22 protein-coding genes and 1 pseudogene are annotated in these 22,923 nt (G+C 47.1%); 14 read left to right on the forward strand and 9 right to left on the reverse strand.

The features are described 5' to 3' along the window. The first annotated feature begins 63 nt into the window (after window positions 1-63). The 3 genes from KNP99_RS13330 to KNP99_RS13340 all read left to right on the forward strand — a co-directional run bounded on the left by KNP99_RS13330 (window position 64) and on the right by KNP99_RS13340 (window position 2,782). A complete protein-coding gene (locus KNP99_RS13330) occupies window positions 64-747 on the forward strand; it encodes a response regulator transcription factor (protein ID WP_029332769.1) in 684 nt (227 codons plus the stop codon). Further along, entirely contained in the window at window positions 744-2,138 is a 1,395-nt protein-coding gene (locus KNP99_RS13335) for a sensor histidine kinase (RefSeq protein WP_088836423.1), read from the forward strand. Before KNP99_RS13330 ends, KNP99_RS13335 begins: the two co-directional genes overlap by 4 nt. A 125-nt stretch (window positions 2,139-2,263) precedes the next feature. After that, window positions 2,264-2,782 (forward strand): TVP38/TMEM64 family protein, encoded by a 519-nt coding sequence (locus KNP99_RS13340; protein WP_251132018.1) that lies wholly within the window; start codon window positions 2,264-2,266, stop codon window positions 2,780-2,782. Window positions 2,783-2,812: 30 nt separating this feature from the next. Here the strand turns inward: KNP99_RS13340 and rlmD are convergent, their stop codons facing one another. Continuing rightward, complete coding sequence (gene rlmD / locus KNP99_RS13345; RefSeq protein ID WP_088836421.1) at window positions 2,813-4,198, reverse strand: 23S rRNA (uracil(1939)-C(5))-methyltransferase RlmD; 1,386 nt, start codon at window positions 4,196-4,198, stop codon at window positions 2,813-2,815. A gap of 43 nt (window positions 4,199-4,241) precedes the next feature. Then, a complete protein-coding gene (locus KNP99_RS13350) occupies window positions 4,242-4,448 on the reverse strand; it encodes an SE1561 family protein (protein WP_029332765.1) in 207 nt (68 codons plus the stop codon). A gap of 87 nt (window positions 4,449-4,535) precedes the next feature. Here KNP99_RS13350 and yfkAB point away from each other — a divergent pair, with 87 nt between their 5' ends. The 3 genes from yfkAB to KNP99_RS13365 all read left to right on the forward strand — a co-directional run bounded on the left by yfkAB (window position 4,536) and on the right by KNP99_RS13365 (window position 7,147). Continuing rightward, complete coding sequence (gene yfkAB / locus KNP99_RS13355; protein ID WP_214766626.1) at window positions 4,536-5,648, forward strand: radical SAM/CxCxxxxC motif protein YfkAB; 1,113 nt, start codon at window positions 4,536-4,538, stop codon at window positions 5,646-5,648. A gap of 86 nt (window positions 5,649-5,734) precedes the next feature. Further along, window positions 5,735-5,917: a hypothetical protein gene (locus tag KNP99_RS13360; protein ID WP_029332759.1), complete on the forward strand. Its 183-nt coding sequence runs from the start codon at window positions 5,735-5,737 to the stop codon at window positions 5,915-5,917. Between the two features lie 39 nt (window positions 5,918-5,956). Beyond that, the gene (locus KNP99_RS13365; protein WP_353049635.1) at window positions 5,957-7,147 is read left to right on the forward strand and encodes an MFS transporter; all 1,191 of its coding nucleotides are present in this window, start codon (window positions 5,957-5,959) and stop codon (window positions 7,145-7,147) included. 122 nt (window positions 7,148-7,269) lie between these two features. On the opposite strand, the gene KNP99_RS13370 is transcribed toward KNP99_RS13365, so the two are convergent. Further along, a complete protein-coding gene (locus KNP99_RS13370; protein ID WP_029332757.1) occupies window positions 7,270-7,557 on the reverse strand; it encodes a hypothetical protein in 288 nt (95 codons plus the stop codon). Between the two features lie 162 nt (window positions 7,558-7,719). Then, window positions 7,720-8,649: a DMT family transporter gene (locus KNP99_RS13375; RefSeq protein WP_214802446.1), complete on the reverse strand. Its 930-nt coding sequence runs from the start codon at window positions 8,647-8,649 to the stop codon at window positions 7,720-7,722. Window positions 8,650-8,836: 187 nt separating this feature from the next. On the opposite strand from KNP99_RS13375, the gene KNP99_RS13380 reads away from it, so the two are divergent. Beyond that, window positions 8,837-10,786 (forward strand): heavy metal translocating P-type ATPase, encoded by a 1,950-nt coding sequence (locus KNP99_RS13380; protein ID WP_214769994.1) that lies wholly within the window; start codon window positions 8,837-8,839, stop codon window positions 10,784-10,786. A 63-nt stretch (window positions 10,787-10,849) separates the two neighbouring features. Here the strand turns inward: KNP99_RS13380 and KNP99_RS13385 are convergent, their stop codons facing one another. The 4 genes from KNP99_RS13385 to KNP99_RS13400 form a co-directional block, all read right to left on the reverse strand. Then, on the reverse strand, window positions 10,850-11,758 hold the full coding sequence (locus tag KNP99_RS13385) for a YihY/virulence factor BrkB family protein (protein WP_088836414.1): 909 nt from the start codon (window positions 11,756-11,758) through the stop codon (window positions 10,850-10,852). 89 nt (window positions 11,759-11,847) lie between these two features. Then, on the reverse strand, window positions 11,848-12,273 hold the full coding sequence (locus KNP99_RS13390; RefSeq protein ID WP_088836413.1) for an NUDIX hydrolase: 426 nt from the start codon (window positions 12,271-12,273) through the stop codon (window positions 11,848-11,850). A gap of 41 nt (window positions 12,274-12,314) precedes the next feature. Then, window positions 12,315-13,226, reverse strand: a complete 912-nt coding sequence (locus KNP99_RS13395) for a guanosine-inosine kinase (protein WP_029332752.1) — start codon at window positions 13,224-13,226, stop codon at window positions 12,315-12,317. Between the two features lie 190 nt (window positions 13,227-13,416). Continuing rightward, window positions 13,417-14,310 carry a 1,4-dihydroxy-2-naphthoate polyprenyltransferase gene (locus tag KNP99_RS13400; RefSeq protein ID WP_088836412.1) on the reverse strand — a complete coding sequence of 298 codons (894 nt, stop codon included), beginning with the start codon at window positions 14,308-14,310 and terminating at the stop codon, window positions 13,417-13,419. 160 nt (window positions 14,311-14,470) lie between these two features. Between KNP99_RS13400 and KNP99_RS13405 the strand changes: the two genes are divergently transcribed. The 7 genes and pseudogenes from KNP99_RS13405 to KNP99_RS15365 form a co-directional block, all read left to right on the forward strand. Beyond that, complete coding sequence (locus KNP99_RS13405) at window positions 14,471-15,850, forward strand: isochorismate synthase (protein WP_215193318.1); 1,380 nt, start codon at window positions 14,471-14,473, stop codon at window positions 15,848-15,850. After that, window positions 15,840-17,489, forward strand: a complete 1,650-nt coding sequence (gene menD, locus KNP99_RS13410) for a 2-succinyl-5-enolpyruvyl-6-hydroxy-3-cyclohexene-1-carboxylic-acid synthase (RefSeq protein WP_214766634.1) — start codon at window positions 15,840-15,842, stop codon at window positions 17,487-17,489. The genes KNP99_RS13405 and menD overlap by 11 nt, the downstream gene beginning before the upstream one ends. Continuing rightward, window positions 17,486-18,262, forward strand: a complete 777-nt coding sequence (gene menH, locus KNP99_RS13415; protein WP_215193319.1) for a 2-succinyl-6-hydroxy-2,4-cyclohexadiene-1-carboxylate synthase — start codon at window positions 17,486-17,488, stop codon at window positions 18,260-18,262. Before menD ends, menH begins: the two co-directional genes overlap by 4 nt. Before the next feature lie 18 nt (window positions 18,263-18,280). Further along, window positions 18,281-19,105: a 1,4-dihydroxy-2-naphthoyl-CoA synthase gene (gene menB / locus KNP99_RS13420; protein WP_029332747.1), complete on the forward strand. Its 825-nt coding sequence runs from the start codon at window positions 18,281-18,283 to the stop codon at window positions 19,103-19,105. Window positions 19,106-19,179: 74 nt separating this feature from the next. Next, the gene (gene menE, locus KNP99_RS13425) at window positions 19,180-20,553 is read left to right on the forward strand and encodes an o-succinylbenzoate--CoA ligase (protein WP_215193320.1); all 1,374 of its coding nucleotides are present in this window, start codon (window positions 19,180-19,182) and stop codon (window positions 20,551-20,553) included. Continuing rightward, complete coding sequence (menC, locus tag KNP99_RS13430) at window positions 20,550-21,620, forward strand: o-succinylbenzoate synthase (protein ID WP_215193321.1); 1,071 nt, start codon at window positions 20,550-20,552, stop codon at window positions 21,618-21,620. Before menE ends, menC begins: the two co-directional genes overlap by 4 nt. 281 nt (window positions 21,621-21,901) lie before the next feature. After that, window positions 21,902-22,143: pseudogene (locus KNP99_RS15365) on the forward strand (transposase); the annotation flags it as partial. Window positions 22,144-22,175: 32 nt separating this feature from the next. Here KNP99_RS15365 and map read toward each other — a convergent pair. After that, window positions 22,176-22,922 (reverse strand): type I methionyl aminopeptidase, encoded by a 747-nt coding sequence (map, locus tag KNP99_RS13440; RefSeq protein ID WP_088836406.1) that lies wholly within the window; start codon window positions 22,920-22,922, stop codon window positions 22,176-22,178. Between the last annotated feature and the right edge of the window lies 1 nt (window position 22,923).

Below are 22,923 nucleotides of genomic sequence, written 5' to 3' on the forward strand. Positions count from 1 at the left end.
AAAAAAACTCACCGGTCAACTGGGTTCAAATCCCGTTTCCCGGATGAATGAGGAGCGATTTGAATGGCAGAACAGTTTAAAATACTCGTCGTCGATGATGAAGCACAGATGCGCGATTTACTCGTATCAAACCTTGAAAAAGAAGCTTACGTCACGACAACTGCGACGAATGGACAAGAAGCAATCGATAAAATTCAACAGGATACCTTCCATCTCATTTTACTTGACGTGATGATGCCTGAAATGGATGGACTGACGGCATGCATGCGGATTCGCGAATTTTCAAATGTCCCGATCATCATGTTGACGGCACGTTCGGACGAACTCGACCGGATTCATGGTTTAAAAATCGGTGCCGATGACTACATCACGAAACCTTTTAGTCCACGGGAACTCCTTGCGCGAATCGAAGCGACGCTCCGCCGGTCGCACCGTTTCGCTGTCGATCAATCGGCGTCGTTATCGATCGGCAAACTCGAACTCGATACAGAAAGCCGAAGCGTCCACGTCAGCGGTAAACCAGTCAGCCTGACACGAAAAGAATTCGACTTGTTGCACTTGTTCGTCCAACATAACGACAAAGTTTTTTCTCGCGAACAACTGCTCGACCAGATTTGGGGAGCCGATTATATCGGAAACTTACGGACGGTCGATACGCATATCAAAACACTTCGCCTGAAACTCGGAGAAGCTGGGGGCGCCATTCAAACGGTCTGGGGCATCGGCTATAAATTCGAGGAAGTATGATTAAACGCTACACGATCCGAAAGCGGATTTGGATCACAATTTGGTTCACGAGCGTCTTTTCGGCGATTCTCTTCCTGTTACTCACGTTTTATCTGTACGACCGGTTTTATCTCCAGACACAAGAAGACATCTTGCTGAACCGCGGTGAAAAATTGATTAACATCTATGAATCGGAAGGCCTGTCCGGTGCTTTTTATGACGGAATGACCTATACGAACGAGCTGACGGAATCAAAAGTCTTTTTCATCGATTTCTTACAAAAGAATCCGGGCGGACTGCGTTTCCTGACGAACGAAGATATCGAACAGCTCCGAAACGGCCAAACGGTCGTCTCGAGCCGGACCCATCCGATTGAAGGCACTGATATTTTGATGACGGGATTTCCAATCATCGAAAACAACCGGTTAGTCGGGACGTTGATCCTCTACCTTGAACTGGGACAGATCAGTGAACCGTTCCGCCCTCTGCGGCTGATGATTTTCTTCATGATCGGCTTAATCGTCCTCAACCTCGTCATCTTCGGTCGACAAATCATCGATACGATCATTCGTCCATTGATTGACATGAAACGGGCCTCGACGGTCTATGCCCAAGGTGATTTTGATTACCGGATTCCGATTCAATCGGATGATGAAATCGGGGAGCTTGCCGAAACATTGAACAAAATGGCAGAATCACTTGGCGAAGTCGACGAACAGCGAAAAGAGTTCCTCGCGAATGTCAGCCACGAACTCCGGACACCCTTGTCCTATATCCGTGGTTATACGGAAATGATGCAAGATGAACATTTAGACACGAAGACACGCGATCAGTATTACCAAATCATCGAACGGGAGACGGAACGTCTGCAGCGTCTCGTCAACGATTTACTCGACCTCGCGCAACTTGAACGGGACTCGTATCCGATGACGAAACAACCGCTCGTTTTCAGCCAGGTCCTCGAAGATGTCGTCTACCGGATGGCACCGATCGCGCAAGCAAAAGGCATTCAACTCGTGACAGACTTTGATCCGAGTCAAATCGTCCTCGGTGACAATGACCGGTTGGAACAAGTCATCGGAAACCTGATTGACAATGCCCTTCGGTACACACCGTCTGACCGTTCGATTTACTTGACGACGAAAACGGATGGCAATTTGACCATCTGTACGATCCGTGATGAAGGAGAAGGAATTCCCCCTGAACATTTAGAGCGTTTGACGAAACGTTTTTATCGTGTCGACAAATCGCGGACACGTAAAGATGGCGGGACCGGTCTTGGCCTCGCGATCACGAAGCACATCATCGATCGCCACGATGGAACGCTTGCCTTTACGTCATCAATCGGACAAGGAACGACCGTCACAATCACGCTTCCCCTCTTACCGGATGAAGACGATGGATTTGCATAACAAAAAAAGTCATCCGTTTTCACGATTGTTTTTCAGAAGTGTTTGCTTAAAAGGAGTGTTTCTTCATCGAAACGAGATTAATTGATTTACTTCAGGGTGCGGACCATTTCGCGGTTCTGATCAGCTTGCTCGTCAGCTTCATCGTCAGTATTTTTGGTTTCTTACCGAGTGCTTTCGTCACCGCTGCAAACGTGCTTTACTTCGGTTACTGGGAAGGGTTTTTGTTATCCTTCCTAGGTGAGGCCTTTGGTGCACTCATCGCTTTTTACTTGTACCGGTTCGGCGTCAGGCATCTTACACCAAAGATTGACTCGGTCCGCGTTCGAAAATGGACCGACCGGCTCGCTGAAACGAACGGACGTGATGCGTTTTGGCTGATCGTTTTACTGCGTGTCTTGCCGTTCATTCCGTCTGGCCTCGTCACGTTACTGAGTGCGGCTAGTCGTGTCTCTCCGCTCGTTTTTTTCATCGCAAGTACTCTTGGAAAGATTCCTGCTCTCTTCATCGAGGTCGCGAGCGTCAGCTGGTTCATTAGAAGCGATGCGGTAATCCAGTGGATTGTCGTCGGTGTCGTCATCGTTCTGTATGCGGCTCACCACGTCTACAAACAGTATCAATCCAAACAAAAAACGCCGTCTTCTTGATTTACTTCAAGAAGGCGGCGTTCGTACGTATTAGAACTTTTTCTTTTTCTTTTTCTCGAGGACGACGATTGCTTCGACATGTGCCGTTTGCGGGAACATATCGTACGGTTGAATGTAACTCACTTTATAATCAGCCTTCATCAAGTGATCACAATCGCGGGCAAGCGACTGTGGATTACACGAAACGTAGACGATTTTTTTAGCTTTTGACGAAATCATCGCATTCAATAGTTGTGTATCACAACCCGACCGTGGTGGATCGACGATGAAGACATCCGGGACCCAACCTTCTTTGACCCAACGCGGAATCCAAGCTTCTGCTTTCCCGACGACGTAATGGGCGTGATTGAAACCATATTGCTTCATGTGTGCATTCGCATCTTCAACCGCTTCTTCAATGATTTCCATACCGCGGACTTCTTTTGCTCCTTTTGCAAGCCAAAGACCAATCGATCCTACTCCAGCATACGCATCGACGACACGCTCTTCACCCGTCAGCGCCGCTGCCCGAACGACTTCTTCATACATCCGTTCTGCTTGTTCCGGATTCAATTGGAAGAAGGCACGTGGCGAAAGTTGATACGTGAATTCACCCATCTGCTCTTCAATCTTTTCGACACCACGAAGAACTTCTGTTTCTTCTCCGAAGACACGTGACGTCAGTTTGTCATTGATGTTTAGCGCGACCGAGATGACACCCGGAATATTGTGAATATCACGTGATAGTCCTTCGAGATCTTTAAATCCATCTTTAAACGCGACGAGGACGACTTGAATCTCACCTGTTTTGATTCCTGTCCGGACGACGATGTTACGAATGACACCATCTTGTTTCGCAGAATTGTAGACCGGTACATTGTAATCATTTAATAACTTCGTCACGGCATTGTTGACGCGTAACGTTTCTTTATTTTGTACGATGCAATCATCAATCGCGACAAGACGATTTGAATTCGCTGAATACAAACCACTGACGATTTGATTGCCTTCTTTTCCGACCGCAAATTGCGATTTATTCCGGTATTCCCATTCTTTTGTACCGATTGTTGAACGGATATCTGCCTTTTCGATGTTCAACTTCGTTGATTTCGAGAATGCATTTCGTAACATCTCTTCTTTGTAACGGAGTTGTCCTGCATAGCTCATATGTTGAAGCTGGCATCCGCCGCATTGACTGTAAATCGGGCAGAGTGGTGTGACACGATCCGGCGAGCGATCATCACGTTTGACTAGTTTTGCATTTGCGAAATTGTCGTGGACTTCCGTGATTTCAATCTGTGCTGTTTCTCCGACGAGTAACCCCGGAATGAACACGATTTGTCGTTCGAGTGTCGCAATCCCCTCGCCATTGATTCCCATCCGTAGACACGTGACGGAGCGGATTTCTCCGACATTTAGTTTAATTTTCGTTGCCATTCTCTTCATCCTTTCCATGATACAAATGAAAAAGCGGTTTCGATTAACCGCTTTCTGATCCCTCATGTTCCTTCATATCTTTTGCATAACGAAGTACCTTGGCTTTTAACTGGTCCAAGGAAACTGCGAGTCGTTCTAAATCCTCGATATCTGATGTTTCATCCAGTGAATCGATCGTGTGGCATAGAAGCTGCATTCTTGATTTTAGCACATTCATCTGGCCAAGTTTATCAGTTCTTGCTTTTCCCATTATTCAGACTTCCTTTCTTCTTATAGATTCCGTCGTTATTTTAGCATACGATACGAAGTGGAGCATTTATGAAGGAGGAATATAACCATGTTACAACAATCAACGATCACGATCGAAAATGATCCGTGGGAAGCCTATCGCGATATCGAACAGTATGGTCAGGCCATGCTGACGAACATCGAAGTGACGACAACAAAACTCTGCAACATGCGGTGTGAACATTGTGCCGTCGGCTATATGTTAGCGAGTAGCGAGAACCCAGAAATCCCCGTCGAACTATTAATCAAACGTCTGGATGAAATCAAACATCTCCGGGCTTTTTCGATTACAGGGGGCGAACCGATGCTATCGACGAAATCGGTCAAGGAATATGTTGTCCCTTTACTTAAGTATGCCCACGAACGCGGCGCTAAAACCCAAATTAATTCAAATTTAACACTTCCACTCTCACGGTACGAATTAATCATCCCCTATCTCGACGTTTTACACATATCCCATAACTGGGGAACGGCGGACGATTTTATCGATGGTGGTTTTGCGATGATGGAACGGAAACCGTCACGTGAAGCGCGGACGAAGTTATTCGAACGAATGAAGGAGAATGCACGGATTTTAAATGCCCGTGGCGTCCTTGTCTCCGCCGAAACAATGATTAATAAACGGACACTCCCGCACCTCGAAGCGATTCATCAAGAAATCGTGGATATGGGTTGCGTCCGTCATGAAGTGCACCCGATGTATCCAGCAGATTTCGCTTCAATGATTGAAGCTGCCAGTCTTGATGAGATTCGCGACGGGATCCATCGTTTGCTTGACGTCCGTGACCCGAACGTCTGGATGCTCTTCGGAACACTCCCGTTCTATGCCTGTTCGATGGAGGAAAAAGATTTAGCTCTTCATCGCCGTCTGCGTCAAGAAACGAATGTATCTGTCCGAAACGATCCCGATGGACGCTCACGCCTAAACGTCAATATTTTTGATGGTGAGATCATCGTCACGGACTTTGGTGATGAACTCGCTTCTCTCGGAACGATTCATGATACCTCTTTCAACGACGCCTATGCTGAATGGCAACAAACTGAACTAAACAAAAGTCTATCGTGTCATTGCCCGGCCGTTAAGTGCCTCGGACCGAATGCGCTCGTCAAGAATGCCTACTATCCAGATGTCGACTTCCTCAAGCAATCAAGTCGCTTATAACAGCCGACAGGTTTTACCTGCTTCCAAACGGGGAAAAGATTGTCACAAAGTTGACACACGTTCTTTCGCTGAAGGGAGTTTTCATAATGGAATGGCTCGTCGGGATTGTCACCATCATCGGGATGTTCAGTATGGTACTCGGAATCATGATGATTGGAATTCGTTCTTCCCACAGCATCGAACATGATGAAGTGTTCGATCAGACGGATTGGGACGAACACCTTCTGCATATGCCACGCCCAACACGTTTTGAACAGACTGAAAAATAGGAACACAAGCGCCCCGCTGTACAATCGTGCAGGCGGGGCGTGTTATGCTTAATTCAAAAAATGAAAGGCAGTTGTTTTGTCGTGTCTCGTCGCTTCGCCCTGATTTTATCGATTGTCTTTATCTCCGGCTTTACGCAAGGATTATTGATTCCTTTGTTGTCTATTTTACTCGAGCGTCAAGGAACACCTGCTTACATAAATGGTCTGAGTGCTGCCGTCCTTTATATCGGTGTTATCGTCGCTGCTCCATTGATGGAAAAACCTTTACGACGTCATGGCTATGTCCCCGTCATCTCTTTCGGTCTATCGTTAGTCGCCGTCGCTGTGTTCGCCTTTCCGTTGTTACCAAGCGTCCTCGCCTGGATGGTATTACGCTTCATCGTCGGGTTTGGCGATCAAACGTTACATTACGGTTCGCAAGTCTGGGTGACATCGATTACCCCCAATGAAAAGTTAGGACGGACGATGTCGCTTTACGGCATGGCATTCGGGCTTGGCTTCGCACTCGGTCCCCTTGCCGCTCCACTTGTCGATTTAATTGACTGGCTTCCGTTCGTCTTAACCGGGACATTGACCGTCATCGTCCTCGTCTTGTTACGTCGCTTGCCGAATGAAAAACCAACCGACATCATGCCGGAAGAATTACAAAGTGCAGCCTCCCGCTATCGTCTCGTCCTCGCGAGTGCCTGGTTTACGTTACTGCCTGGCTTCACATACGGATTTTTGGAAGCGACATTGAATGCAAGTTTCCCCGTTTTCGCGACACGTAACGGGTATGCCTTGTCCGAAACGAGTGCATTAATCACGACATTCGTCGTCAGTTCGCTCATCATGCAACTCCCGCTCGGACGGCTAGCTGACCACTTCGGAAAACGGCGTACCTTAATTACTGTACTCTGCATCGGGGCAAGCGCGTTTCTCGCGGCTTGTTTCCTCTTTGAAAGTTACGGTGCCTTGTTTGCCATCTTCGCCTTTAGCGGCATGGCACTCGGCTCGACGTATTCATTAGGGGTCGCTTACATGACCGAACAATTACCGAGTCACTTATTACCGACCGGCAACCTCCTAGCCGGTATTTCCTTTAGTCTCGGGTCGATTCTTGGACCGATTGCAGGCAGTGTGTTCGTCTTACTTCCTCCTGCTTTTTACTTTAGTTTATTTGTCGGCGTCCTCTTTACACTGGCTTATTTATTATTTCGCTCGACAGCTAAGCCGATACAAATTAAATGAGACCCGTTCTTTCATGTACAGTAAGAAGGGAGTGCCGCTCGATGCGACACTCCCTTTATTGTTTAGCGTTTATTTTTCATTCAGTCCATCGTAATTCGATGACTCCTATTCACGAGACGGTATCACTTGACGATTCCGACTTGTCGAAAACGTTGCCAGAGCTTTTCATCGATTGCGTACGGTTGATTTTTTGCTTGCTTCAACTCTTCCGTCTCCAATAACACGATGACCTCTCGACCATTGATCGACCAAACTGAATCGTACCCCTTTTCCGCCTCAATAATTTCCACATCGACCTCGCCATGGGTTTCCTTGAGTTGCTGGCTGACGCACGTTACGACGAACCGAGCGAACTCATCCCGGGGACGGCGATTTGCCATGATCTTTCGAACGATCTCATTACGTTCCACTTTTCTCATCTCCTCTCGTTTTCTAGTCATACTAGCCTTTTTGGCAAGGCCGAATCGGTGTTTTATGACCGTACAGAAAAAGCCGAACAAGTCGGCTTCAGCAACGAACGATTAAGAATGAAACTTTAATTGAGACTATTTTCACACGATTCAGATTCTTCGTCAACTGCGCTTTTGAAACCAGACTGGAAGATACGTCGAGACAAGAATCCCTGATACAACAAAAAGCAATCCAAGGAGCGCTTGCGGCGGAATCGTCTCACCGAGAATCAGGGCCGACAGACTGACACCGTAAATCGGAACGAAAAACATGAATAATGAAACACGACTAACAGGATTGTACTTCATCAGTAAATTCCAAAGTGTAAAGCCCGTCGCTGATAAAAAGGCGAGGTAAAGCAACATCCAGGCCGTCGTTTGTGTGAAGTGGAACGGGAACCATTGACCATTCAGCACCGCACCTGCGATGAACAGGCCGATCGAACCAATCACCATTGCCCAGCCCGTCATCGGTGCGACCGGATAAGCAGCTGAATATTCTTTCGCAATCAAATTAGCAAATGCCCCTGAGATCATTGCACAAATCAACAAAATCTCACCGACGCCGAACGTGACACCCGCCGACCCTTGTGGCCAGTTTGCTAAAATGACACCCGTGAACCCTAAGAACAACGCTAGTCCTTTAAAACGATTCAAGCGGTCGTCTTCATAACGAAAGTGTGCAAGTAACATCTGAAAGAACGATGTTGAACCGGCAATGATTGAGCCTTGGACACCTGTCGATAATGACAACCCGATGTAGAAGAAGACATATTGTAAAAAGGTCAAAAAGAATCCAAGACGACTATAGGCATACGCTCTCTTTTTCAAAGTAATCGGCTGTTTAAAAATCAGGACGCTGACGATGAGCAATAAAACTCCTGCCAGAAAAAAGCGATAGCTCGCAAACAATAACTGCTCTCCATATTCTGAAGATGTGATTGCTAAAAGTTCATAACTCTTTTTAATGAACGGAAAGGCGCTCCCCCATAAAAGTGTCGTAAACAATGCAAAAACAACCATCCCGACCGGATGGGTTAAGATTTTTTTCATTTTTTTCAGTTTCCTTCCCTGTTTCTTTTCACTGAGGCATGGTATAGTAACTTTACAGATAATAATAATTATAATCTAGCGACAATGAAACTCATTATCATTGACTTAAAAACGTTGGTAATAAACATTCTCATTGTTTTAATATAATGATTTCATTTCTCATTTATAATTTGGAAGGAGCTTTTTTATGACTACCTCTACTACTACCGATACTCATCAGCGTTCCGCAATTCGTCATGCTATCGAGGAGCATCACGAATTGATTTTAGCACTCTTTAGCGGAATATTAATTTTAATTGCTTACGCTTTCGAAAAACTACAAATTCCGGCAACTGTCTACGTCACACTTTACTTATCCGCCTATGTGATCGGAGGCTATGCGAAAGCTAAAGAAGGATTGACAGAAACGTATCAAGAAAGAACATTGAATGTTGAATTGTTGATGATTTTAGCAGCAATCGGTGCAGCAGCCATCGGCTACTGGATGGAAGGTGCGATCCTAATTTTCATCTTCGCGTTATCCGGTGCGCTTGAAACGTATACGATGAACAAAAACGAACGTGCTCTTCAAAGCCTGATGTCACTACAACCAGAAGAAGCAACACGATTGAACGCAGACGGAAAACTTGAAGTCATCGGAATTGAACATCTCTCGGTTGGTGATATCGTCTATGTCCGTCCCGGTGAACGAATTCCCGTAGACGGGACGATCATTCGTGGTCAAGCCGCGATTGAGGAAGCTTCGATTACGGGTGAATCCATTCCTGTCGAAAAACGGACCGGTGACACGGTTTACAACTCAACCGTCAATATGAACGGCGTCTTGACGATTGAGATGACGAAAGCCGCTGATGAATCGTTGTTCCAAAAAATCATCCATATGGTTCAAAATGCGCAAAGTGAACAATCACCTTCTGCTCAGTTCATTGAGCGGTTTGAAAGTCGTTATGTCAAGGTCGTCCTTGTCGTCGTCACATTGATGATGGTTCTCCCACATTATCTTGTCGGTTGGAGCTTTGAAACAAGCATCTATCGTGCCATGATTTTACTCGTTGTTGCGTCACCTTGCGCCCTCGTTGCCTCAATCACACCAGCTGCCCTATCAGCCATTGCAGCTTCTGCCCGGAACGGTGTCCTGTTTAAAGGGGGCGCCCATATTGAGACGTTAGGTCAAGTAAACACGATCGTCTTTGATAAGACAGGTACACTCACGACCGGTAAACCGATTGTGACCGAAAGTCATTATGCAGAGGATGCTAATCAGTTCTTGCTCAAACAAGCCGTCGCCTCGATCGAAGCGCAATCAAATCACCCGCTCGCTCAAGCGATTGTCGATCATCTTCAAATCGAGACGCAAGAACCGTCTGCTTTTAAAGACGTGACAGGATACGGCATTGAAGCGACGGTTTCCGGCGTGACGTATCGGATCGGGAAATATGGTTTCCATGAAGGCTTAAATGACCCGTTTCGCTCGATGGAACAAACATTAAAAGAAAAAGGAAATACAATGGTCTACGTCAGTAACGGCGAATCCATCGTTGCACTCTATGCACTCCGTGATACGATTCGTCCTGAAGCAAAAGCAGCCATCACTTCTCTCAACTCGCTCGGCATCACGACGATCATGCTGACAGGCGACAACCCTGTCACGGCAGCTGCAATTGCAGAAGAAGCCGGTCTTACATCGTTTGTCGCAGAATGTCTACCTGAAGATAAAGTAAACTACATCAAACAATACCAAGCAGATGGACAAACTGTCGCTATGGTTGGTGACGGAATCAATGATGCTCCTGCGCTTGCCCTTGCTCATGTCGGAATCGCGATGGGCGAAGGAACAGATGCTGCATTAGAGACTGCTGATGTCGTCTTGATGAAAAATGACTTAGGTCGTCTCGCTTACGCTGTCAATAAGGCACGGAAAATGAACCGTGTCGTCAAACAAAACATCACGCTCGCAATCGGCGTCATCTTAATCTTGATTGCCTCGAATCTCTCTCAATTCCTCATCATGCCGTTCGCTGTCGTCGGGCATGAAGGATCGACGATTCTCGTCATCCTCAACGGCTTACGTCTTTTACAAAAAGACGCTCCCACACCTGTAGAGATGACTGCCAGCTTAAAAAAAGTCGCAGCTTAATTCAGTGATTCACTAAAAAAGACTCTAAAAACCGAGCAACCGGTTTTTAGAGTCTTTTTTTTATCACCCGAACGTATTCGTCGGAATCGAGTCGAGATCCGCTTGTTCTTTCAGACGTTTTTCTTCCATTTTTTTCGGATCAGCCTTCTTCATGAAACGTTCCCATGAAGCATTTAATTCTGAACCCAGTAAAATAATCAATCCTGTGAAGTAGAGCCATAAGAGAACGATGACGACACTCCCGAGTGAACCGTACGTCTGGTTGTAATTCGAGAAGTTCGATACGTAAAATCCGAATCCAACGGACAGCAATTGCCAAACGATGACACCGAACACGGCACCTGGAATCGCCTCTTTCATCGTAATCGGACGCTTTGGTGCAACACGATAAAAGATGGATAAGATGACAATCAGTAATACTGTCGAGATTGTATACCGAAGGACCGTCAAGAGAACTTTTTGCCCCATATCAATCGGTAAAACGAAATCTGCTAAGTAACTAATGATCGGACCACCGAGGACGTTTAAGATGATTAGCAATAACATCCCAATCCCGAGAACGACCGTCAAGATTAAGGCGATTCCACGCGAAGCAACAAAGCTCCGTGGAGAAAAATCTCCATAGGCGTGATTGGCAGTTGTAATCAAACGATCGACACCTTTAGATGCTGACCAAATCGCTAAAATCGCACCAATCGAGAGCAGACCACCTTGAGGTTCTTTGATTGCTTGGAAGATGACATCCGTGAATGTATTCACTGATCCACCCGGTGCTAAATCGCGAAGTTGCGATTCAAGTGTTTGCTGGTCAATATCGAAAAATGATAATACTGAAATAACAAAAATGATACCTGGGAAAATCGATAAAAACCAATAATAGGCGAGCGTTCCAGCGTAGTCTGTAATGTTATGATCAGACATCCGCTGCTTTAAATTAAGTGCTAACCCTTTTGGGTCACGTGTATGCGCCATCCTCATCATCTCTCCTTAATTAAAAAGAGGCAGTCTAGGACTACCTCATCATCTTCCTATTTATTTCCCTGTTTAGTTCAACTAAAACCTCAAATATCTTCTAGTCGAATATCATAAAATCGTTCTGTCATCTCTGACAATTCCTTGACGAGAGAAGTCGGACGAACCGGTAACTGTTTTAGTTCGCTACGTTTGACCCAAAGCGGGGTATACCCAGATGATGTATCTTCGAACTCTTCTCCAGTCCCTGTACCAAATACTCCACCCGTGATTTTCGCCCAGTAATATGGATTGTCTAAATCGTTAAAACGAACGATTGCTGCTACCCCTTCGAGTTCGACATCGACACCTAATTCCTCATGAGCTTCCCGAATCGCCGTTTGTTCGAGCGTCGCCCCCTCTTCGAGACCACCTCCGGGGAAAACGTAATACGTCACGTCTTGTTTATCCCGGCGAATCAAGGCAACCTCATCTGCTTCATTCAAAATGATGACGGCACTTCGTTGTATTGGCATGGCTATCCTCCCCACATTTACATTAGACATAGTCCGGTTACTTATCGAATCGTCTCTAACATCTCAGGAACTAAGCCGTTTTCTGTAGAAGCGATGACTTCGGCCGCGACTTTCATTCCGAGCGTTAAGGCGTCTTCTGCTTTTTTTGCGTCTGTTAACTCCGACAAAACAGCTGAGAAGAATGAGTCTCCCGCTCCAGTCGAATCGACGACCTTCACTTTTTTTGTTCCGATGTGACCAGATGTCGCACTTCGGCGATCAACATAGACTGCACCAAGCTCGCTCATCGTCACGACTGTGAACGGTGCCCCTTTTTTCGCCAGTTCATTTGCCACATGAAGCGCATCCTGAACCGTCACGATTGATAAATCAGATAAGATTTCTGCTTCTTCGCGGCTGCAGATAAATCCTGTGAATCCTTGCAAAAGGTGACGATTCCGTTCGATGACACTGAGGTGTCCGCACACTCCGAACAACGGCAACTCCATTTTTCGGCAGAGATGAATCAACCGTTCTAAAACGGTCACGGATAAATCTAAATCGATCGCGACTGCATCGACTCCATCTAGGGCGTAGACGGACTGGCGAAGAATCGCTTCTTCTAATAATTTTGCGTCAGGTTGCTTTGAAATCGATGTCTGGAGGTCACCCTCGTTATCCATGACGGCTAACCACATACCCATTCCGTTGTCGTCAAGCATTTCGACGTGATCCACATTTGCACCGTATGATTTTAGTTCTTCCAACACGCCGACACCGATTTGGTCGTTCGTAACCGTCGAGATAAAGCGAACATCATTCCCGAGAACGGCTAAGTTCTGCGCTACATTCCGTCCTGTACCACCATTTGAAAACGTGATGTCTCCAACGTTTTTCGCATCCTTATGCAATGGAGCGAACGAAGTTCCTTTTATGTCGACGAATACTTTTCCGATTACCGCGATTTTATTCATTCCAGTTCCACCTCTAAAAAAAATTCATGATTCCCGAGTATCCACTCGAATATTTCAGGCACATTGCTTCAATTATAGTAAAATTTTAAATCTGTGACAACCAATCCTACTCTTACGAGTAACTCGTGCATGGCAAAAAAATACCCTGCTGCCCGTATTCACGGCAGTAGGATATTTTAAAGGTATTATTTTAGAAGTTAGCGAACGTCAAGCTAATCGCAAGCAACAATCCGAAAATTGTATTTACTTTTCCCGTCTGCGCCATTCCCGGCATCAATTCTTGTGGTTCAAGGTCGTCCCAAAACAGCTTCACGGCCTTGATCATCAATGGAATACTCAGTAAGGCAAGTAACGCGAACCAGGAAACGTTAAACGCAACGACGGCAACGATTAACGAAATGACGGCAGCAACAAAAAAGGCGATCAGGACGTAGACTGCCGCCCGGTGACCGACGAGGCAAGCAATCGTTTTTCTTCCGTTCACTTTATCGTTGTCGAGATCACGAATATTATTCGCTAGCAAGATCGATCCAATCAAAATCGCGACTGGCACTGAAATCGCGACCGCTTCCGTCGGGACATAGCCAATCTGGAGATAAGCCGAAATGGCGATGATGACGTACCCCATGAAGAATCCGGCGACGATTTCCCCGAACGGCGTGTATGCAATCGGGAGCGGTCCCCCGGTATAGATGTAACCGACGAACATCGAAACAAGTCCGACTAAGAGCAGCCACCATGTTGTCTCAAGACAGAGATAAATCCCAAGCAGTGCAGCAATGCCATAGAGTGATAAGGCGAAGGCAAGAATCGTCCCCGGCTTGAATCCGTCCCGGACGATTGAACCACCGATGCCGACCGACTCTTCATTGTCGAGTCCCCGCTTGTAGTCATAGTATTCATTAAATAAGTTCGTTGCGATTTGAATCAACACCGATGCGATCAACATCGCAAAAAATAGATCGAGTCTTAATGACTCGATACGTGGTGCGACGATAGCCGTCCCCACGACGACCGGTACAAAACTCGCTGTTAATGTATGTGGCCGTGTCATTCGCCAATATACGGCGATTGATTTATTCATATAATAAACCCCTTTCCCGTCTAAGTGTATCGGGTTTCGTTTTTTGCTGTCAATGCTCAATGAAAGATAGCTTATTCCTTCTTTTTTTTCAACAAAAAGTTTACACTTAGATTAAGTGAAACGTATCACAGTATCTACAGACTAGGGGGCAATGAGCGGTATGGCTTACGCTCAACAAGAGCTTAAACAACGTATTGAACAGGCCGTTGGTCATGCGAACGCATACCAGCGCTCTATAATCGCTTCTTATTCATGGGAAATCGAAGCGCAAGACGTCAATTCATTGACGTACGGAACAAAAGAACGCTATTACTTTACGACACCCGACCGATCGATGCGTGCCATCGGTTTCGGTATTGCGAAACAGTTAAAAGCGTCAGGACACGACCGATTTTTACGAATTCAATCCAAATGGTCGAATCTCAACCGCGATCATGTGGGTGATGATTTATTTGCGTTTTGCGGTTTTTCGTTCAGCGAACTCAAAAACCCCGATTATCGCTGGTCTTCCTTTGGAGAAGCCTCGATGACAGTTCCAAAGTTTTTATTCTTAGAACGGGATGGACGGACGACCGTTACACTATTCGCGATCGTCGACCCTCAGTCAAACGCTGAAAAAACACTCAATCAACTCGCTTCCGATTACGCCGAGTTACACCAACCAAAAACAAGTCGTTTCGTGACTCGGATCCGAATGACTCGCGACGGGAATGAGGCTTTTGAAGCGTCTTTCCATCAAGCGACACAACTTTTAAAAACATCGTTAAAGAAAATCGTGTTGGCCCGTGAGGTCGTGTACGAAATGGATCAGGCCGTCGACCTTGCCGGACTCGTCCGCGAACTCGAGCAGTCTCAACCGGGAAGTTATGTTTTCTTCTTCCAGCCGACCGTCGACGAGGCGTTCCTCGGAGCTACACCAGAACGACTCGTCTTAAAAGAAGGAAACCAAATTAAAACAGCTGCCGTCGCTGGTTCTGCGCCACGTCACGCAGTCGAACAAACCGATGACGCACTTGGTCTTGCGTTGCTCGAAGATAAAAAAAATCGTGTCGAACACTCAATCGTCGTTGACTCCATCACGAGTACGTTACACGATTTATCGACTCGAATCGAGAAACCGGATCAGCCGATGTTGCTTAAGAACCGCCACATCCAGCACCTGTATACACCGATTACTGCTACGTTGTCACCGGATGTGACGTTGCTGCAGATTATCGAAAAATTACACCCGACGCCTGCTTTAGGTGGCGAACCTAAACTAGAAGCAGTTCAAGCCATCCGTGAGATTGAAACATTCGAACGCGGTTGGTACGGTTCTCCTGTCGGGTGGATGGACGGTCAAGAAAACGGTGAATTCATTGTTGCCATCCGGTCAGGTCTTTTCACTGAACGGTCGGCAATTCTCTATGCCGGTTGCGGACTCGTCGACGGGTCACAACTAACGAGCGAACTAGAAGAGACGGAAACGAAACTTTCACCGATGCTTCAAGCTCTTTCACATCTGTGCACGTTAGAAAAGGATGATGTTTATGTTGACTAAGTGGATGCACACATTAATCGATACGCTCGTCGCTAGCGGGGTACGGGATTTCGTAATCAGTCCCGGCTCTCGCTCCACACCACTCGCGATTGCTGCATTTCTTCACCCGTCTAGCCGTACCCACGTCCTCGTTGACGAACGGTCGGCTAGTTTTTTTGCTTTAGGATTAACACGGACGGAAGAACAGACACGTCCCGTCGCTTTGATTTGTACGAGCGGGACAGCTGCGACGAATTATTTTTCCGCCATCACGGAAGCAAACATTTTTGAACTCCCGTTGATTGTTTTGACCGCTGACCGACCACACGAATTGCGTGGGGTTGGAGCACCACAAGTCATCGATCAAGTCGGTCTTTACGGAAAACAAGTCCGTCATGCATTCGATTTACCTTTACCCGAGGAACAAAGTCTATCGTATGTCGCTCATGTTGCAACGCGGTCCGTCCTGTTGGCGATGACCGAACCGGCCGGACCGGTCCATATCAATGTCCCGCTACGCGAACCGTTGATTCCGGAGCTTGATCCATTGCGGACTGGGCGAACTGTCGGAACACTCCCCCGTTTTGCCGAGCAAATGACGACTGACGAGCTCCTAGCTCTTCTATCTACAAAGCGTCTTTTGATTGTCATCGGACCACAACTTTCGACGGTCGATACAAAAATTATTTTGGATTACGCGAAACACTCGCGAATCCCCGTATTAGCGGATCCCCTGAGTCAAGGACGTCAGTACAAAACAGACACCGTTTTTGCCTTCTATGATACGTGGCTAAAAAATGAGACAGTCAAAACAGTAGCTAAACCCGACCACATCTTACGGTTCGGAGCAATGCCGACATCAAAACCTTACTTACTTTGGTCACATGATATTCCGACGACGGTCGTCGGTCATGCGGCAAATTGGCGTGCTCCGCAACTGCATACGAATCTGTTAGCCGGGCATCCGAGTCAGCTCCTGAGGATACCCGTGACTGAGCATGATCCTGCTTATCTCAAGACGATCCAAAGAGCTGAAGAAACAGTCGGCACTGTCTTTACGACGCTCGATCAAGACGACCTGACGGAGTATAACGTCGTTCGTGCCTTAAACACCTTGTCGTCAGGCAGCTTATTCGTCTCAAACAGCATGCCGATTCGCGACATCGATACGTTTTTGCCTGCAGGTACACCGCTTCGCCTTCTCGCCAACCGGGGTGCGAATGGAATCGATGGGATTTTATCGAGCGCAGTCGGTGCGACATACGATGCACAGGAACGCTACTTGCTCGTCGGTGACCTCGCCTTTATTCATGACGTCAATGGCTTGATGATGGCACGGACTCGTCCGATTACCATCTTGCTCATCAACAACACCGGGGGCGGAATTTTCAACTTCCTCCCACAACAGCAACAGCTTGAATCCGAGGTCTTCGAACCGTTATTCGGAACAGCCCAGCATCTCGATTTCAGTCATATCGCAGCCGGTTATGGGGTCAAACATCAAGTCGTCACGTCGATTTCCGAACTGAAAACACGGTTAACCGAACCGACGACCGTCACACGAATTCTCGAGATTCGAACAGATCGTGCGACGAACGTCCTGAAGCACCGTACGATTTGGGAACAGACGAATCATGCGCTCACGGAGTGCTTTCAATGAAGTTACGTGACCATGACTACCATCTCGAAATCGAGGGGCAAGGTCCTCCATTGTTGTTACTGCATGGGTTTACCGGCAGCAGCGGGACATGGACGATGCTCAGTGCACGACTTCAGGAAACCTACACCGTCTATCGGATTGACTTGCTTGGTCATGGAAAGACGCCGCCTGCTGCATATCAGCGGATGCGTTTGACGGAACAAGCCAAAGACTTACAAGCGTTACTTGCGACAAGAAATGAACCATGGACCGTGTTAGGCTACTCGATGGGTGGACGGATTGCCTTGATGCTTGCAGCCTGTTCAACGCAAGTCCAAAAGACGATCGCTGTCAGTACGACACCTGGCCTAAAGACAGCACACGAGCGCCGTGCCCGGCGTGCAACAGATCGGCTTTTGCAACAGATGTTGCTTGAAGACGGACTCGAAGCATTCGTCCGGCACTGGGAAGCGTTACCGCTATTCGCAAGCCAGCAGCAATTACCGTCATTTGCTCAGCAACAGATTCGGTCGGAGCGTTTGTCCCAATCAGCAGAGGGGCTAGCCGCTTCACTCGCCGCGCAAGGAACAGGGAACATGCCGTCTTTATGGACCTGTCTTCAAGACGTATCCATTGAATGGATTGTCGGGGAACATGATGAAAAATTTAAAAAAATTGCGCACCAAGCGGCGGATCCAAAAAAAATCCACCAGATTTCGCATGCAACGCATGCCCCACATATCGACCAACCGGAAAAGTTTGTTACAATAGTAGAGAAACTACTCTTAACTTAAGCAAATGGGGGAATTTAGATGAAATATGCTCCAGAATGGGCAGCAGTCCGTAGTTATGAAGACATTAAATACGAAAAATGGAATGGGATCGCTAAAATTACGATCAACCGTCCTGAAGTGCGCAACGCGTTCCGTCCACACACGGTCCATGAATTAATCGATGCGTTCTCACGTGCGCGTGACGACCAAAACGTCGGTGTCATCATCTTGACAGGTGAAGGCGATCTCGCTTTCTGTTCAGGTGGAGACCAAAAAGTTCGCGGACATGGTGGTTACGTCGGTGAAGATGAAATCCCACGCTTGAACGTCCTTGACCTTCAACGTTTGATTCGTGTTATCCCGAAACCGGTCATCGCGATGGTCGCTGGTTATGCAATTGGTGGCGGACACGTCTTACACTTAGTCTGTGACTTAACGATTGCTGCTGATAATGCGAAGTTTGGACAAACCGGTCCTAAAGTTGGATCATTTGATGCAGGGTATGGTTCTGGTTACTTGGCTCGTGTCGTCGGCCATAAAAAAGCGCGTGAAATTTGGTTCCTCTGCCGTCAGTACGGTGCTCAAGAAGCACTCGACATGGGACTCATCAACACGGTCGTTCCACTTGCTGATCTGGAGCAAGAAACAATCCAATGGTGTTCTGAGATTCTTCAACATTCACCAACAGCTCTTCGTTTCTTAAAAGGAGCGCTCAATGCAGACTCTGATGGTCTTGCTGGAATTCAGCAACTTGCTGGAGATGCAACATTACTCTACTACACAACAGACGAAGCAAAAGAAGGACGCGATGCGTTCAAAGAAAAACGTGATCCTGACTTCGGTCAATTCCCACGTTTCCCATAATACGAAAAAAGGTTCAATGTCGTGAGACGTTTGAACCTTTTTCGTATCATCTTGAAGAAAGGATGTGATTTCCGGTGTACCCTTGGATTTATACACGCGCTAAGGAACAACCTAACGACTTAGCTCTAGTCACAGATCAAGCCCGCTTATCTTGGCAGGAATTATATACGGCAGCACACAAATTAGCAAGTGCCTGGGCAAGCCACCTTTCGCGTGGTGACCGGATTGCTCTTTATGGTCCTGCAAGTCAGTCATATATCATTGCCATCCATGCGGCACAACTACTTGAATTAACAATCGTCCCACTCAACGTCCGCTTAAGTCAGCGCGAACTGGATGATCAATTAAAACGAGCACAAGTCAAATATGTCATCTCCGACCGGACGCTAGATACCGATATCAAGATTTTACCGTTCCACTATATGAACACGGCACCTGACATCATCGTTCGACATATGCCAAAACATTATGTCCAATCGATGCTCTTTACGAGCGGAACGACAGGTCGGGCTAAGGCAGTCGAACAGACAATGCTAAATCACTTTTCAAGTGCGATGAATGCAGCACGTCATATCGGTTCCTCGACGGATGATCGCTTCTTAATCGTTACCCCACTGTTTCATATGAGTGGTCTCGCTGTCGTTTACCGTGCTGTCATCTACGGCGCCCCGATCGTCCTTGAACCTCATTTCGCCCCGACGAAAACGATTGAATGGATTAAAAATGAACGGATTACCCATGTTTCCCTCGTTTCTGTCATGTTGGATCGGCTGCTTGAAGCAGGGTTGCGTCGCTATGATTTACGTGTCGTCTTGACGGGCGGTGGACCGGTCCCTTTACCGATTTTGACTCGCGCCCTCGATCGAAAGATTCCTGTCATGCAAACATACGGGATGACAGAAACCGCTTCGCAAATTGCGACACTATTGCCGGAAGATGCGTTACGAAAAATCGGTTCTGCCGGCCAAGCAATTGCCCCGACCGATATCCGAATCACACGCCATCAAGAAATCGAAGTCAAAGGACCGACCGTCATGAAAGGTTATTTTTCAGATGAGCAAGCGACCGTAGCATCTTTTACCGCAGACGGCTATCTCAAGACAGGTGACCTTGGACGTTTAGATGAAGAAGGCTATTTATACGTTCTCGATCGGCGAAGCGATTTAATCATTTCAGGCGGTGAGAATGTCTATCCGGCTGAAGTCGAATCTGCCCTGCTCTCGATTGACGGAATCAAGGAAGCTGGTGTCGTCGGTCGCTTTGATTCGACTTGGGGACAAGTCCCTGTTGCGTTTATCGTCAGCGCTGTCGATGAATCGGTCGTCCGTCAAGCAATCAGTCAGTTACTCGCCAAATATAAATGTCCCGTCGCCTATGTTTATCGTGACGCTCTGCCACGGAATGCGAATGGAAAACTGCTGCGTCATCAACTGAAGGACTTCGTATGAAGATCACACTTCGAAGCGCAGAAGTATTTGATGTCCGATTAACATTCCGTCAGCCGATGAAAACGGCACTCACTACTTTAAGTAATCGCCGAACGACGATTCTCCGATTGACGGACACAGAAGGCAACATCGGTTACGGGGAAGGTGTCGCCTTTGAAACACCTTGGTATACCGCGGAGACACAAGATTCGATTCATGCCTTAGCTCCCGTCCTCTATCGCTTGCTTAAAGGACCGCTCAATCATCCGTCAGAAGTCGCAACACGCTTTCACCCGATTCAAGGAAACCAGATGGCAAAAGCAATGTTCGACGGCGCCGTCTATGAATTGTTTGCTCGCGCGAGTAACCAAACGCTTGCCACGTATCTCGGAGGTGACGAAAACAAAGCCATCGCTTGCGGAAAAGCACTTGGTCGCGCGGAAGCCAGCAAGACGGTACGTGCCGTTGAGGACGCGTTACAGGACGGTTTTCAGCGTATCAAGCTAAAGCTAGACCCAACGGATACCTCCGTCTTAGCGCACGTTCGAAAACAATTTCCTGATGCGCCTTTAATGTTTGATGCCAACGGAAGTTTCACCCGTTCCGAGATGAATCTCCTGCAGGACTGGGATCAGTATGGATTAATCATGATGGAGCAACCATTTCGGGCAGATGATTGGTTGACGCATCAATATGCTGCGTCACTGCTCTCGACTCCTTTATGTTTGGACGAATCGATCCAAACGGTCACTGACGCTGACTTAATGCTCTCACTCGGTGCAGGTCAAATCATCAACATTAAACCGGCACGCGTCGGCGGCTTGACGAACGCCCTAGCATTAAGAGATAAAGCGACGTACTGGCTCGGTGGAATGTTCGAGAGTGGAATCGGGCGTCGGCAGACGCTTGCTTTCGCTACACTACCTGGTCTAGCGTATCCGATTGACATGGCTGGAACCGATCATTATTTCGCCGAAGATCTCCTTGAAGTCGACTATCGAATCGGGAACGGTCACATTCCATACGCCGAGCACGAGGTTTCACTCGAGCGGTTAGACCGGCTTACCCAGTCTAAAATCGTTCTTTGAAGACGTTAAGAATTCGCATTGCGCAAAAAAAGCTTCTACCTTTTCCGTTGCTTTCCTTGGGCGAGACGCGATAAAACGGCATACCTATGTAGACAAACTAGATGGCAGGTCACTTGAATGTGATTTTCCATCTTTTTTTGTTCTCTCTTTCCTTCCTAATCGTCTTCCTGTGGCAAATATCGCGCCGCTACAGCGAAGCTGCAGGGTCGCTCCTGTTTGCTTTCCACTAGGAAGCGATTAGATCGGAAACCGAGGTTTTTTTAGCCTTCCTTCATATTATAATTGAACGTGTCTTGGCGGACGCGACAGAAAAGCATGGCATACGTTGGACTCGCTACCTCGGGTTAAAAAAGTGACGATTCAGGCAATGCTCACTTTTGCTACCCTGAACCTCAAAAAATTGGCCAATTGGTCATGGAATTTCAGTCGGAATCCTAATGTAGTGTCATATTTTTTACACATACATAAGACAAACCCTCATTTCCAAGTGGAAATGAGGGTTTGTCTACAATCTACATTCTAAAAGCGCCGTCCCTTTGCGGAACGACGCTTTTTTTAGTCTGCCTTCGTCAAGATTTCGTATCCATCCTTCAAGACAACGACGCTATGTTCGAACTGTGAAACCAAACTTTTATTTGGCGTGTACAGTGTCCAGCCATCCTTTTCATCTTCCATACAAAATTCGTCGCTCGTCGAGATAAACGTTTCGACTGCGATGACTTGTCCTTCTTTCAATAAATCATTTTCTTCTCGGTTGAAGTAATTCGAAATCGACTCCGGTTCACCATGCAACGTTTTTCCTAATCCATGTCCAGCTAAATTCCGAATGACCGTAAAGCCATTTTTGCGTGTTTCCGCATAGATTGCTTTACCGATTTGATTGACTTTCGTACCTGCTTTGACTTTCTCAAGTCCTTTTTCAAGGGCAGACAATGACACCTCGACCAGTCGGACGTGCTCAGGACGCTTCGCTTCGCCTGCAATCACCGTTTTACCTGTATCTGAATAGTAGCCATCTTTGACTGCCGAGACATCGACGTTGACGATATCGCCTTCTTGAATGACATATGCACCAGGAATACCATGAGCCGCGACTTCATTGACACTGATACACGTTGCTCCAGGAAAATCATACATGACGATCGGTGCTGATTCCGCTCCATGTTCCTTCAAAATACGCGCTCCGATATCATCAAGCTCTTTCGTTGTAATTCCTGGTTTGACAGCATCCGCCATTTCATCGCGCGCAATGGCGACGATGCGCCCAATCTCACGTAGTGCATCATAATCATAGTCCAACATG

Origin of the sequence: Exiguobacterium sp. s95 (assembly GCF_018618655.1) — a bacterium.
Lineage (GTDB): Bacteria > Bacillota > Bacilli > Exiguobacteriales > Exiguobacteriaceae > Exiguobacterium_A > Exiguobacterium_A oxidotolerans.